Origin of the sequence: Thermococcus sp. M36 (assembly GCF_012027355.1) — an archaeon.
In the GTDB taxonomy this organism is placed as follows: Archaea; Methanobacteriota_B; Thermococci; order Thermococcales; family Thermococcaceae; genus Thermococcus.
In genome coordinates, this window is record NZ_SNUH01000002.1 from 456473 (window position 1) to 469149 (window position 12677).

At 53.6% G+C, this 12677-nt stretch carries 14 protein-coding genes; 6 read left to right on the top strand and 8 right to left on the bottom strand.

Features of this window, described 5'->3' with window-relative positions; translation table 11 throughout:
• The first annotated feature begins 199 nt into the window (after window positions 1-199).
• Window positions 200-2152: a ribosome rescue protein RqcH gene (gene rqcH / locus E3E36_RS10265; protein WP_167895277.1), complete on the top strand. Its 1953-nt coding sequence runs from the start codon at window positions 200-202 to the stop codon at window positions 2150-2152.
• Here rqcH and nikR read toward each other — a convergent pair.
• Window positions 2149-2565 carry a nickel-responsive transcriptional regulator NikR gene (nikR, locus tag E3E36_RS10270; RefSeq protein WP_167895412.1) on the bottom strand — a complete coding sequence of 139 codons (417 nt, stop codon included), beginning with the start codon at window positions 2563-2565 and terminating at the stop codon, window positions 2149-2151. The two genes, rqcH and nikR, sit on opposite strands and share 4 nt — an antisense overlap.
• Before the next feature lie 79 nt (window positions 2566-2644).
• Here nikR and E3E36_RS10275 point away from each other — a divergent pair, with 79 nt between their 5' ends.
• On the top strand, window positions 2645-3091 hold the full coding sequence (locus tag E3E36_RS10275) for a hypothetical protein (RefSeq protein ID WP_167895278.1): 447 nt from the start codon (window positions 2645-2647) through the stop codon (window positions 3089-3091).
• On the opposite strand, the gene E3E36_RS10280 is transcribed toward E3E36_RS10275, so the two are convergent.
• Window positions 3088-4089, bottom strand: a complete 1002-nt coding sequence (locus tag E3E36_RS10280; RefSeq protein WP_167895279.1) for a TIGR00341 family protein — start codon at window positions 4087-4089, stop codon at window positions 3088-3090. The two genes, E3E36_RS10275 and E3E36_RS10280, sit on opposite strands and share 4 nt — an antisense overlap.
• 116 nt (window positions 4090-4205) lie before the next feature.
• Between E3E36_RS10280 and E3E36_RS10285 the strand changes: the two genes are divergently transcribed.
• The gene (locus E3E36_RS10285) at window positions 4206-5552 is read left to right on the top strand and encodes a hypothetical protein (protein WP_167895280.1); all 1347 of its coding nucleotides are present in this window, start codon (window positions 4206-4208) and stop codon (window positions 5550-5552) included.
• A gap of 250 nt (window positions 5553-5802) precedes the next feature.
• Window positions 5803-7128: a TrpB-like pyridoxal phosphate-dependent enzyme gene (locus E3E36_RS10290; protein WP_167895281.1), complete on the top strand. Its 1326-nt coding sequence runs from the start codon at window positions 5803-5805 to the stop codon at window positions 7126-7128.
• Here the strand turns inward: E3E36_RS10290 and E3E36_RS10295 are convergent.
• Both E3E36_RS10295 and E3E36_RS10300 read right to left on the bottom strand, forming a co-directional pair.
• Complete coding sequence (locus tag E3E36_RS10295; RefSeq protein WP_167895282.1) at window positions 7092-7820, bottom strand: Ribonuclease P protein component 3; 729 nt, start codon at window positions 7818-7820, stop codon at window positions 7092-7094. The two genes, E3E36_RS10290 and E3E36_RS10295, sit on opposite strands and share 37 nt — an antisense overlap.
• Window positions 7817-8272: an RNA-binding protein gene (locus E3E36_RS10300; RefSeq protein WP_167895283.1), complete on the bottom strand. Its 456-nt coding sequence runs from the start codon at window positions 8270-8272 to the stop codon at window positions 7817-7819. The genes E3E36_RS10295 and E3E36_RS10300 overlap by 4 nt, the downstream gene beginning before the upstream one ends.
• 117 nt (window positions 8273-8389) lie before the next feature.
• Here E3E36_RS10300 and E3E36_RS10305 point away from each other — a divergent pair, with 117 nt between their 5' ends.
• A complete protein-coding gene (locus E3E36_RS10305; RefSeq protein WP_342764406.1) occupies window positions 8390-8608 on the top strand; it encodes an AbrB family transcriptional regulator in 219 nt (72 codons plus the stop codon).
• Window positions 8605-8835, top strand: a complete 231-nt coding sequence (locus E3E36_RS10310; protein WP_240911842.1) for a hypothetical protein — start codon at window positions 8605-8607, stop codon at window positions 8833-8835. Before E3E36_RS10305 ends, E3E36_RS10310 begins: the two co-directional genes overlap by 4 nt.
• Window positions 8836-9007: 172 nt before the next feature.
• Here the strand turns inward: E3E36_RS10310 and E3E36_RS10315 are convergent, their stop codons facing one another.
• From E3E36_RS10315 to E3E36_RS10330, 4 genes are all read right to left on the bottom strand, one after another.
• Window positions 9008-9472: a hypothetical protein gene (locus E3E36_RS10315; protein WP_167895284.1), complete on the bottom strand. Its 465-nt coding sequence runs from the start codon at window positions 9470-9472 to the stop codon at window positions 9008-9010.
• Between the two features lie 10 nt (window positions 9473-9482).
• The gene (locus tag E3E36_RS10320; RefSeq protein ID WP_167895285.1) at window positions 9483-10733 is read right to left on the bottom strand and encodes a PQQ-like beta-propeller repeat protein; all 1251 of its coding nucleotides are present in this window, start codon (window positions 10731-10733) and stop codon (window positions 9483-9485) included.
• Between the two features lie 12 nt (window positions 10734-10745).
• Entirely contained in the window at window positions 10746-11801 is a 1056-nt protein-coding gene (locus tag E3E36_RS10325) for a hypothetical protein (RefSeq protein WP_167895286.1), read from the bottom strand.
• Between the two features lie 258 nt (window positions 11802-12059).
• On the bottom strand, window positions 12060-12644 hold the full coding sequence (locus E3E36_RS10330; RefSeq protein WP_167895287.1) for a 50S ribosomal protein L15e: 585 nt from the start codon (window positions 12642-12644) through the stop codon (window positions 12060-12062).
• Window positions 12645-12677 lie beyond the last annotated feature (33 nt).

Consider the following 12677-nt stretch of genomic DNA (forward strand, 5'->3'; position numbering starts at 1 on the left):
TTTCAAAGCTCGCCTGGATTATCTATGACATCGGAATAGCGAACCTTTCGTAGGGGCTACTGAACGAGGCCCTTGACGATTCCAATTCCGATGTCCTGCGCGTGGGTATGACCATAACGGGTAGGCTCGTTCTTGTGCTCGGCCTCAGGTTCCTGTGAAAGCTTTTAACCTCCCCCCCCCAACTTTTCTCGGTGGGAGAATGAAGGAGGAGATGAGCAGCGTTGACATACGCTACATCGTGAGGGAGCTTCAGTGGTTAATAGGCTCTCGCGTTGACAAGGTTTACCACGACGGCGACGAGATAAGGATAAAGCTCCGCACGAGAGAGGGAAGGGCAGATCTAATCCTCCAGGCTGGCAAGAGGTTCCACCTCACCAGCTACGTCAGGGAGGCGCCGAAGCAGCCCTCAAGCTTCACGATGCTCCTCAGGAAGCACCTTTCAGGGGGTTTCATTGACGCCATTGAACAGTACGGCTTCGACAGGATAGTAAAGGTCAGGGTGGGGAACTACACGCTCATCGGCGAGCTCTTCAGGAGGGGAAACATCATCCTGGTCAACTCGGAGAACAAAATCGTCGCCGCCCTGCGCTACGAGGAATACAAGGACAGGAGAATAATGCCGAAGGCGGACTACCAGTACCCCCCAGCCAGGGAGAACCCCCTTGAGGTTTCGAAGGAGCGCTTCCTTGAGCTCATGAGAGAAGATGGGGAGCTAGAGCTCGTCCGTGCTTTAGCAAGGAAGCTTAATATGGGGGGCATGTACGCCGAGGAGATATCACGGAGGGCAGGGTTTGAGAAAACCACTCCAGTCAAAGAGCTGAGCGATGAGGATTTGATGAGGGTCTACAGGGCAATGATAGCCACCTTCAACGACGAGCCAAAGCCCAACATCGTCTTCAAGGACGGAAAAATGCACGACGTCGTTCCAATCGAGCTGAAAATCTACGATGGGCTTGAGAAGCGCTATTTTAAAACCTTCAGCGAGGCTTTGGATGAATACTTCGGAAAGATCACCATTGAAAAAGCCCGGATGGAGCAGACGAAGAGACTTGAGGCCAAGAAGAGGCAGCTCCTCATGACGCTTAAAAAGCAGGAGGAGATGCTGAAGGGCTTCGAGGAGGGGGCGAAGGCCAACCAGGAAATAGGCGACCTTATCTATGCGAACTACGCCCTCATCGAGAGGCTTTTGGAAGAATTCAGGAAAGCCACCGAAAAGCTCGGCTGGGACGAGTTCAGGAGGAGGATAGAGGAGGGCAAGAAGGCAGGAAACAGGGTCGCGCTCATGGTGAAGGGCACCGACCCGAAGGAGAAGGCAGTGACGATAGAGCTTGAGGGGAAGAAGGTGAGGCTGTATCTCAACAGGAGCATCGGCGAGAACGCGGAGCTCTACTACGAGAAGGCTAAGAAGTTCCGCCACAAGTACGAGGGGGCACTTAAGGCCTACGAGGACACGAAGAAGAAGCTCGACGAGGTGGAGAAGCTCATCGAGGAGGAAATGAAGAAGGAGCTGAACGTCAAGCGCATAGAGAGGAGAAAGAAGAAGTGGTTCGAAAAGTTCCGCTGGTTCGTGTCGAGCGAGGGCTTTCTCGTATTAGCGGGCAAGGACGCCAGCACCAACGAGATCCTCATCAAGAAGCACATGAGCGAGAACGACCTCTATTGCCACGCTGACGTTTACGGCGCTCCGCACGTCGTCATCAAGGACGGGCAGAAAGCGGGAGAAAAGACCATATTTGAGGCCTGTCAGTTCGCGGTTTCGATGAGCAAGGCGTGGAGCAGGGGGGTTTACAGCGAAGATGCTTACTGGGCGTATCCGGACCAGGTCACCAAACAGACCCCAAGCGGCGAGTACCTCGGCAAGGGGGCCTTCATGGTCTACGGCAAGAGGAACTGGCTTCACGGGCTACCTCTCAAGCTTGCCGTCGGTGTAATCAACTATGAGGGCGAAGACTTCGTTGTCTGCGCGCCGGTTGAGGCCATAAAAGCCCACACGGACAGGTACATCGTAATCCGCCCGGGTTCGCTGAAGAAGAGCGAACTTGTAAAGAAAATCAGGCACATCCTCGAAAAGTGGGGCTACAAGGTGAGGGAAGAGGACGTAATGTCCGTCCTGCCGCCGGGGAACGGCGATATAGTGGAGGTAGTGGACTAGACCAGCTCCCTCCCCGTTCCCGTCATGACGAGCTTGCCGTGTTTGACGCCCTTCAGGCTCAGGAGCCTGTCCGCTATCGCCTTTATCCTCTTCGCCTTTCCTTTGACTATTATGACCTCAAGGCAGTTGTGCTCGTCCATATGGACGTGGATGCTCGATACGATCTCGTTGAGATAGTCATGCTGAAGGTCGAGGAGCTCCTTCACAACCTCCGCCTCATCGTGGTTGTAGACCATGGTTATCGTCCCCGCCACTTCCCCCTCGCCTTCCTCCCACTCGTGTCTGACTATAAAGTCCCTCATTAGATCCCTTATCGCCTCGCTCCTGTTGACGTAGCCCTTCTCCTCGATTATACGATCGAACTTCTCAAGCAGTTCATCAGGAACAGAGACGCCAAAGCGCGTGATCTTCATGTCCACCACCGTAGAATCTTCACTTCAATCGTTAAAAACCTGACGAAACCCTTTTATTGGCCCCTGAGAAGGCACTTCCATGCCGATGGAAGAGCTGTACGCCATAGCCCAGAGCGAGCTGGCGAAGGACCTTGTTTTTGAGATAGATGAGGAGCCGGTGACGGTCTCGATAAGGGGCGTCCTCCTCGCGAGGACTGATTCAAAGACGTACAACTTCTCGTTTTTCGAGCTGAGCGAGAGCGAGTTCATCCTCGCGGTTCAGATGAAGGGCTTCGTCGTTTACCTTGGCTTGGAGGCCGACGAGGAGATAGAAGAGGAGGCCCTTCCTGAGCTCGTCAGGATACTGCTTCAGGGACTGACACCTGCAATAGCACTCCTAATAACCAGGGCCGAGAAGGACTACGCCGGAAAGGCTGACCTTCTCCTCGACGACGACATGAGCCCCGACTTAAAGGAGTTCTTCTACGGCCTGCTCGTCAAGCACAGGCAGGGAAAGCCGGTCTACGAACAGACTGAGGTGGCCTAACTCATGAGTTCCACAAGGACGAGAGCGGCAAGCATGAGGGCAAGCACGAACATCGTTCTCTTCGTGTAGAGCTTCGCCGCCCTCCTTTCATAGTAGCTCCTTGGAGAGACGTTGAGGACGTAGAGGCCGAGGAGAGAACCGCTGAGAAGGCCAAGCACGTTTTCAACCGTCAGTACAAGGGAGCCTCTGAAAACCTCCCACCACCCCATGGCCAGAGAGATCCCTATTACCGTCGTCGGTGGAACAAGGGCGGCCGCTATGGAAACCCCCGCGAGAATCTCCGGAATTCTGCTCACTATAGCAACTATCCCAGCGTAGCCAAGGATTATCGCTAGGAGAATGTAGACGAGGCCAGAATCGCCGCGGACGAGTATCTCGTGGGTGGGCTCGGCCGGCATCGAGCCGGCAAACTTGAGAGCCAGGGACACCAGAAGGGCCGAGAGAAATATGACACCGAGAAGCTTTAGGATTGAGGAAACTGCATCGAGGGCATCCCTGCCCTTGCCCATGACGATATTGAGAGAGAAGCCGTAGAGCGGGCCGAGGATTGGCGAGAGGAGCATGGCCGAGATTATCATGACTATGCTGTCGTTGATGAGGCCAAAAAGGGCTATAACCGAGGCCACCGCACCGAGGGTGAGCTGGATCGGGTCAACCTGGGCCTGGTTGTTGGCATTCTCAATGAGCCCCTCTATGGCCGCCAGGGTCCAGTGGCGCTTGAACTTTTTAAGAGACTTTACCGAGTTGGCGTATTTCACGGACTTCCCGCTGACGGGTGCCCAGGTTATCGATGAATGCCCCTTCCGAAGGTCAACTGCCTTCATCAGCTCGTCGACGACGTCGTTAATCACGAAATCCGGCACGAGAACGGTGAATTTGAGCGCCCGGTGCTCGTTGCTCTGCACTTCCTCGGCGTAGAACTGAAGGCTCCACTTGGTCAGAACATCCCTGACCTTCTCACCCTCACCCTCGTCGCAGTAGATTTCCAGCCGGAGCATGGCCCATCGGAGGGACTACGGGCCCGGCACTAATAACCCTTGTGGAAACACTTCAGGATAATTTGAAGCGATTGTAAACCTTATAACCCTCTACGACGTAGAGGTTATGGAGGAACATGGCGGGCAAACTGGCTGTCTCCATCGCCATCTCGGCGTTGCTCTCTTTCCTCGCGTGGATACTTCTCCAGCTCAACCACTTCCTCGGAGTCCTCCTCTTTATCTCCGCGGTTATCATACCTCCAGCGGTTTTCAGGGACTACTACAGCAAAAGGCCCCTCCAGCTGGCACCGTTTTTGATAATCTCGCTCGTCTTGATGGCCATCCTGACGCCCCCGCCCGTGACCAGCCCAAACGTCGAGTTCGGCCTCTACTTTGCTACGGGCTGCTGGGAGAAAGGGGGAGATACCTGGCCGCTGAGGGGTGGGGAGCTTACCTACTCCTGCAACGGGACGGTTGCGTACTCAACAATCCACGTCAGCGGGGCTGCTTGGAAGTCCTCAAGGGTCAGACTTCCCCTCCTCGGCCGTTCTGTAACCCTCTATGAACCACGTGGGAAGGCTAATAATGCCTACCGCGAGGCCACGGAACGCGTCGAATCGGGGGGCTACCTAAGGCTCGTGGAGAACTACGTCACCGACTCCGACATCATAGGCGATGCTCTGTTCGTTAAGGGCGAGGAATGCATATATCTGGCCGAAACAAGGATTCTTGGGGGAGGTATCGCCGTTATCTCGGCACGGGGCCCCTGCAGGGGCGTCAAGGGGTTTGCGCTCCGCTGGCACGACGATTACCTCTGGAACGCGAGCGAGCCGCCGACTTTCGTGAGGTACCGCTTCAACTGGAGTACAGAGGACGGCATCGGGGTCGGAAGGTTTCTGCCCTCGGACTGGCCCGGCGAGTGGGTTAAGAACACCTACAAAGCCATAGAAATCGAGCTCAAAGGAACCGGATACGTCAAGCGGATGGAGAGAAAAAGCGGGGACTGCAGGTGGTCTCTGTGGACGCGGGGAGGGGAATCAATCTACGTTTCCCTCCGGGAAAAAGAAATCATTGTGCTGAGAGGGAAAATGGAAGATGTTGAAAGGACCGCGAAGGAGCTTCTATGCGGGCTGAAGAACGGCCGGGAAGCTAGAGGGCCGGCGCCTGAGGAGGTGCTCAACGCCGTAATAGGGGAGCTCAACGGGAGCTTTGTCATGAAATCCTCAAGAGAACCCACCCTCTGGGCCCTCGCTGGAAAGGAGTTTTTGACATCTGTGGGTGAGAAGAACGTCAGCGTGACCCTTCTCGTGTACGGAATTCGTGGACAGTGCGACTACGCCCGCTACCTGCTCGACACTTCCGACGGAAGAACGACCTCCATCTGTCTTGAACGCGGAGGGTATTTCGTCGCCGTGGCGGTTAAGGGGAGCGTTGAAGACACCAGCTTTGTCCTATCATCAACGGCCAGACCGAAAGGCTCTTAAACAATGCGGCGTTCCATACTCCGATGCCCCATGCAATACAGGAGTGATTGTTTTTGGCTGTCCTGAAGGTTCCCTGAATCCCAACGCTAGCCCACAGATTCTCGGGCGGGATTGCTTTTGGCGGCTTTAAACTGAGGGGGCTCGTTTTTGGCGAGGCTGATGAGCCTCAGAAGGATTCAGGGTTAGTTCTTACTCTGATTATTCCCTCGTTTTTGGGACACATTTTTGAATCGTTAGAGGAGGTGTTAGAATGAAAGCCGTTCTGCCGGATGGAAAGATACCCAGGAAATGGTACAACATACTGCCAGACCTTCCGGAACCCCTGGCACCGCCGCTTGACCCGGAAACCGATGAGCCCATGGAACCGGAGAAGTTGCTGAGGATTTTCGCGGAGGAGTTAGTAAAGCAGGAGATGAGCACCGAGCGCTACATTGAGATTCCGAGGAAGGTCCGTGAGCTCTACGCCAAGATAGGGCGGCCGACACCTCTCTTTAGGGCCACAAACCTCGAGAAAGCCCTGGGAACTCCGGCAAGGATTTACTTTAAGTACGAGGGTGCAACGGTGACGGGAAGCCACAAGATAAACACCGCCTTGGCCCAGGCCTACTATGCCAAGGAGCAGGGGATTGAGAAGCTTATAACGGAAACCGGAGCCGGACAGTGGGGAACGGCTTTAAGCCTGGCCGGGGCGCTGCTTGGACTCAAGGTCAGGGTTTACATGGCCCGCGCCAGCTACGCCCAGAAGCCCTACAGGAAGACAATAATGCGCCTCTACGGGGCGGAGGTCTATCCAAGCCCGAGCGAAAGGACTGAAATCGGGCGGAGATTCCTGAGGGAGGATCCCAACCATCCAGGGGGCCTTGGAATAGCCATCAGCGAGGCCATAGAGGACGTTCTCCGCGATGGGAATGCCCGCTACGCCCTCGGGAGTGTCTTGAATCACGTCCTCATGCATCAGACCGTCATAGGACTCGAGGCCATGGAGCAGATGAGGGAGTTTGAAGAGCCGGACGTTATAATCGGCTGCGTTGGCGGTGGAAGCAACTTCGCCGGCTTGGCATATCCCTTCGTTAAGGAGGTCCTCGAAGGGAAAGCCGACTACGAGTTCATAGCGGTCGAGCCCAGGGCAGCCCCCACAATGACCAGGGGAGTTTACAGGTACGACTTCGGGGATTCCGGCGGCTACACACCAAAGATGAAGATGCACACCCTCGGTCACACCTACTACGTGCCCCCGATCCACGCCGGGGGACTGCGCTACCACGGCCTCGCCCCAACGCTCAGCGTCCTCATAAACCACGGAGTAGTCACTCCGGTGGCCTATCATCAGAACGACGTTTTCCGGGCGGCGGAGCTCTTTACGAGGACCGAAGGAATAATCCCGGCCCCAGAGAGCGCCCACGCAGTAAAAGGAGCTATAGGCCAGGCCATAAGGGCAAAAGCGGAGGGAAGGGAAGAGGTCATCCTCTTCAATCTCAGCGGGCATGGACTCCTCGACCTCAAGGGATACGAGGACTACCTCGATGGAAAACTCGAGGACTACGAACCGGAGCACTTTCCGGCGCTTGGGGGCTGAGCCCCCCAAACTTTTTTCAGAAGCCTCCTCGGATAGAAGTTCAGGCTCGCCCTCGCCCTTGGGGCGTCCATGCCTATGTTTCTCCCGAGACCCATCAGATCACCGGGTCCGCGAACCTCCCACCTCGTCTCCGCGGAGCTCGTGATGAACCTCGGCACACCGTATTTGTCCACCAGCTGCCAGGTCTTCGTCATGAAGCGGAGGATCTGAACCCTCTCGTAGGGGCCCGCAGAGAGCAGGGGCGCGAGGGAGAACCCTATGGCGACTCCCCTCCTGGCGGCCATTCCCGCAAGAGTGTGGTCAAATCCCGGATCCTTTCTCCCGAACCAGGGGCTTATGAGGGCATCAACACCGTTCTCAATGGCAAGGCGGTTCACCCTCATATCGCCGCCCTGAACGTAGAGGAGGGCACGGAGGTTTCTCTTCTTTACCTCCTTTATCAGACCCGGCCTGCTTGTAACGAGCAGGAGGGCGACCTTTTCGTACCTCTCACGGAGGAGCCTGAGCTCATCCTTGAGCTCGCCCCAGTCGGGGGGACCATCAAGAACGAGCTTCCTCGTGAAGACGACCTCATCAAACCACTCACTGGCCAGCTCGTAGGCTTCCTCGCTCCTCACGTCCATCTCAACGAAGTGGTCGCGGGAGAAGGATACCTCCCCCTCCCCATCCTCAAGGGGCGTCCCGACGCTCATTCCTCCAGCCACTCCCGAACGGCTCTGACGACCGCTTCCTTCCTCATGGGGAAGGCCTTGACCTTTATCCTGACCTGCACCACGTCCGACCCCTCATCTATTTCCGACTCGCCGAGATACGCTTTCTGCTTGTTGAAGCGGACGTAGAAGGTTCCCTCCTCATCGACCTTCTCATCAATGTGGTCCAGGAGGTAGCGCCTGTCCCCCTCGCTCAGCAACTCTTTGAAGTAGTCTATGAACAGCCTAACGGCCTTGCTCCGCTTGATTTCGACGTTGACGACCTTAATGGGGTTGCCGAAGAACCCCGTGGTCTCGTCGATATCGAAGATTATGTCCTCCTCATCTATCTCCTCGGGGATGAAGGTCGCTATCGCCTCAAGAACCTTGTCCTCGTCCTCGGTGGCGTGGATAAACGTGGTAATTCTGATGTGATGCGCCCTTATCTTTGCCATTTGTTCTCACCGGGGTTGATTCGACGCCGTGCTTTAAAAGGTAACTCACGAAACTGTTAGGCAACAATTATAAACTTGTCCCACTAAAATGATATTGGTGGGAAAACGCTGGCGAAAGTGGATTCGAAGAGGAGGTTATACATCTCGAAAGAACTGAGGAAGAGCCTTCCTCAAGAAGTCTATCTCATCAGGGTCGAGGACGGTATTCTCATAATCCCCAAACCGGACGATTCCCTAAAGGAGCTCGAAGAACTGGGTAAGAGGCTCCCCAACTTGACACTTGAAGAGCTAAAGAGGGAGATAATAAGGGAAGTCGAAAAGCTCGCAGGTAAGTGAGATGGTCTAACACCAATACCGATTTCTTCCTCGCCCTGCTGAAGCCCAACGACTGGCTTAAGGACAACGCCAAGAGAATCTACGAGAGGTATAAAGGAGATATAACTACCTCAGAAACAACCTTTATAGAGCTCCTTCTCCTCGCCAAAAGGTTCAATCTCGATCCGGTAAGGATCACCGCCGACTACATGAAGGAGCACAACCTCAACCCCCTCAATGCCTTTTAGGCCACTCACTGCGAGGGAACGATAATCAGCCCGGACAAGGCCTTCGACAGGGTGGGGATCAAAAGGATAAAGCTCGAAAGTTCGGAAGAATAGTGAATGCAGTTCAGTCTCATAGGGATATTCTCAACACCCAGCATGAGATTCAGCTAAAAAGGCCAGGAGGGTGTTAGAGTCACTCCGAGCCCCCGCCGGTATTGCCCCCGGTCACTGCCATTGCCCAGCCGATTATGAGCATCATTGAAGCACCAGCCGTAAGCGCTATAGGCAACAGGTATTCCTCGGGAAGGTATGGAGCCCTTTGGCATACTCCTTCAGGAGAGACTTCCCAGGGAGTTAGAATCGCATCTAAGGGCGTGGAGAGGGGGAGTGTGAGGAAAAACGAGAGTACCCATACTGGAAGTCCAATGCCCACAAAGCTATCTTTGCCAAGGAGCCTTCCGAGGAGGTATCCGAGGCAGAAGAAGATTGCCGAGGGAATCAGAAGGCCCAGGTGCAGGCTTCGATAGGTGGAGGCAAAATCTGATGTTCCTGCTTTTCTCATCTCGTTCATGGATATCGAGACCACTGCCCAGCCAATCACAGAGGAGGAAATAATCAAAGAGAGTGTCAGGATAAGCAACACCCTTTGGCCTCTCATACAATCACCTCTACGACTCACGTTTGGCCAACATTAGAGTGACCACGAGTATTACCGCGATTAAGGGCGCAATACCCACGTATTCTCCATTGTTCCACCGTTTCTCGGATCGGGGTTTAAATCCGGAATGTTCTTCACCAGAACGTTCCGTTCTCTGCACTACCAGCACATTCAAAGGGACGTCTGGTGCACTGAACTCCGCAGGGCGAATTTCCACTTGAACCGGCATCTCACTGAAAGGTACCAACCCCATGTAACACTTTCCTGCTTCGGCATTTTTTTCAGGATTAATCTTAAGCAGAGCCCCGTTTGAGAGAACACGTAAGGAGCCATCAACGATTTCTGCGACCTTCCCGGTAGTATTGAGATACGCTAAGGGGGTTCCATTTTCATCAATGACAAAAGTCCCCGTCGTGGTTCCAAGAGCGCACATCTTTTCGTTACAGGATACACCCCGTACTTTTATACTCCAGAAGTCGTCCCAATCTTCCTCGCGGGGACATTGATAGGAATTAAACCACTTAATTTCACCGTCCGAAGAAACCTGCAGGACAAAGTAATCGGCTATCCACGGCGCATCGCTTCCACCGCCGTAGACACCTGCAAAGACGGCATAACCCCCCAATGGTGATGATTCCTCAGGCCTATCATAATAACCCGTGTTGAGGACTTCGGCCCAGTTGAGAGTCCCGTTTAACGAAATCACCGCGAGGAAAATGTGAGACTTGGGGTCTTCGGAAAAACTGGCGGTTCCCGCTACGATGATTATCTTTTCAATGTATGTTATGGTGGTTAGTTGTACACTTCCACTGGACAATGATTCGTTGATTCGCCCCAGTGTAAGCCGGCCGGTCCATAGAACGTTCCCGTTTGAGTCCAGAACCCCAACAATGTTTCCACGGGTAAACGCAACGTTTCCATTTGGCAGAGCCGTTGCATCATCCACGCTCATGTTTTTTGCCCAGATGAGGTCCCCATCTGTACTGAACTTGGCTAGAACTTCATCGCCTACAAGAAGAACGCCATCACTGGCCGAGACAATGTTAAGAACATGAATTTCGTCTGGAATTTTGATGGTCCATTCAGGAATCCCGGTAAGGGTCATCTTTACTATGGTGCCGTTCTCTGTTAGAGCGTACATTCCCCCCTCTGAAATCACGGCATCTCCGAGCGTCCAGTTTTGAGCGAGCGCATTGTCCGGATATGTGGTGGTTAAAATCATAACAACAAAAAGAACAAAGATAGAAACTCGTCGGTTCACCTCATTTCCCCCTCAGGACTTATACTCTCTCACGCCCTTAGGGTTGACCTCAACTCCGAATTTCAGCGTATCCGTTGGGATAATCATCCAGTTGGCAACGTTGAACTTCGCTTGGGCCTCAAAGGATAGCCTGGCAGTGTTCCGCTTGGAGACAACGATAACACTGGGGTTTGCATCGAGGATTATTCCATAAGCAGGTCTTGATAGGCGTCCACTTCCAATCCTCTTTACAAAGTCGTAGTGGACGAACTCAACATTCCTTCCAATCTCACGACTCTTAACCTTCCATCTGAACGTGACACCATCGTTGGTTTCTTCACTCGTTGATGCTGAGGCTGAATAACTGAGCAAGTTCCCCTCCACGTTTATTGTTGAAGTGTATGAGTAGTATTTTTTGGGTCCCCCATCCATTTTGGGTAGCCACTTGCTTATCCATATCTCCGAAAGGGGTATTCTGGTTGGGACACTTACATCGACGGTCATTTCATCAACGGCTATGTCGCTCCTCTTGGGATTGCCAGACTGATGGATTTCCACAAGGTAGTATGTCATCCCCGATGTCGTAGAGACGTAGCTAAATTCTGCCGTTACTCCCATCTCCATTGTGCTCCCAATGGAAGCCTTTTTCCATGTGACTGCCCCAATGTCAGTCCAATCCCTGGTTCGCCCCATTACCGATATCTTCCTGCATGTTGGTCTCTGCGAGAAGTGCTTTGCGTTTTTAATGAAGTCCCTCAGGACGGTCTCCTTTTTTACGGGCCCTTCTACGATGTAGTAATATACTCTACCGTTGGTATCCCTATATACTCCCACGAACGTTACTTGAGATAACCCATGGCTGGGGACTATTCTCAGCGTCAGGTTTTTGTGATCCATCTCTGTTAGAGCCTTCACCGCATCATCTCCATAAAAGTACATCATTTTGCCCATTGGAGTTGGCAGGAGTTCAATGTCCAGCGTATCGTTGTCAGATTCCTTTGCCCCCTCCGTTGATATATTTGTTCCAGCCGCCGTCACCCCAACCATCAGCAGTCCAAGCAGGACTGCCATCAACGGCTTCCACTTCACGGGGTTCACCTCACCAGGGTTTTGCATTATGTTCTAATCAGCTTATTCTTATAAATCTTTCCTTTTACTTAACGTAAAAATTCTTTCTTTTTTTCGAGTATAAATTCGTTCCGAGTTGAGTTTTCCTGTTAGAATGAACCAAAAGAGGCCCAAGTAAAAGAGTTGCATAACGATGCAACGGATTGGAATCAAAACCTGAGGAAGGTTCAATCGGACTTTAAGCTGTTAACAGGGAGGCAATTAAAAGAATAGAGGGCATCACTTGCCCCTGCCCTTGTTGGCCCTTATGCTGGGCCTGACCTTCTCGGCGCCCTTACCCTTGTTCCCAAGTCCCCTGCTCTTCCTGCCGGCGCTGGTGAGTCCACGGAAGACCCTGCCCTTGTGGGCCTTTCCGGCTATCCAGTTGATCTTGGGGTCAGCCTTGATGACCGGGTGGTGTGGGTCGACCATTATGACCTCAAACCACCTGTACATTCCGTCCTCGCCGACCCAGTAGCTGTTGAGGACCTCAAGGTTGGGGAACTTGCGAGCGGCCTTCTCCTCGGCTATCCACTGGAGGCTCTTCTTCGGGCTGTACTTGACCTGACCCATCTTGCTCGGCTTCCTTCCGCCCTTCCACCTGGGCCTCTTCCTTCCGCCTTTCCTCACGCGAACGCGAACCATGACGTAGCCCTGCTTGGCCTGGTAGCCGAGGTTCCTAGCCCTGTCCAGCCTGGTCGGCCTCTCGATCCTCACGACGACCGGCTCTCTCCTCCACTTTATCATCCTAACCTTGAGAAGCTCCCCGACGTAGCTCTTCTTGGGGCTCTTCCAGGCTTCCCTAATGTACTTGTACATTCCCATCTTGCTCCCTCCTTCCGTGTTTGTGGTTCTCCC

What these genes read in the sequence shown, in the direction of transcription:
- rqcH (WP_167895277.1), top strand. Translation starts at nt 200, where the DNA reads ATGAAGGAGGAGATGAGCAGCGTTGACATACGCTACATCGTGAGGGAG.
- nikR (WP_167895412.1), bottom strand. Translation starts at nt 2,565, where the DNA reads ATGAAGATCACGCGCTTTGGCGTCTCTGTTCCTGATGAACTGCTTGAG.
- E3E36_RS10275 (WP_167895278.1), top strand. Translation starts at nt 2,645, where the DNA reads ATGCCGATGGAAGAGCTGTACGCCATAGCCCAGAGCGAGCTGGCGAAG.
- E3E36_RS10280 (WP_167895279.1), bottom strand. Translation starts at nt 4,089, where the DNA reads ATGCTCCGGCTGGAAATCTACTGCGACGAGGGTGAGGGTGAGAAGGTC.
- E3E36_RS10285 (WP_167895280.1), top strand. Translation starts at nt 4,206, where the DNA reads ATGGCGGGCAAACTGGCTGTCTCCATCGCCATCTCGGCGTTGCTCTCT.
- E3E36_RS10290 (WP_167895281.1), top strand. Translation starts at nt 5,803, where the DNA reads ATGAAAGCCGTTCTGCCGGATGGAAAGATACCCAGGAAATGGTACAAC.
- E3E36_RS10295 (WP_167895282.1), bottom strand. Translation starts at nt 7,820, where the DNA reads ATGAGCGTCGGGACGCCCCTTGAGGATGGGGAGGGGGAGGTATCCTTC.
- E3E36_RS10300 (WP_167895283.1), bottom strand. Translation starts at nt 8,272, where the DNA reads ATGGCAAAGATAAGGGCGCATCACATCAGAATTACCACGTTTATCCAC.
- E3E36_RS10315 (WP_167895284.1), bottom strand. Translation starts at nt 9,472, where the DNA reads ATGAGAGGCCAAAGGGTGTTGCTTATCCTGACACTCTCTTTGATTATT.
- E3E36_RS10330 (WP_167895287.1), bottom strand. Translation starts at nt 12,644, where the DNA reads ATGGGAATGTACAAGTACATTAGGGAAGCCTGGAAGAGCCCCAAGAAG.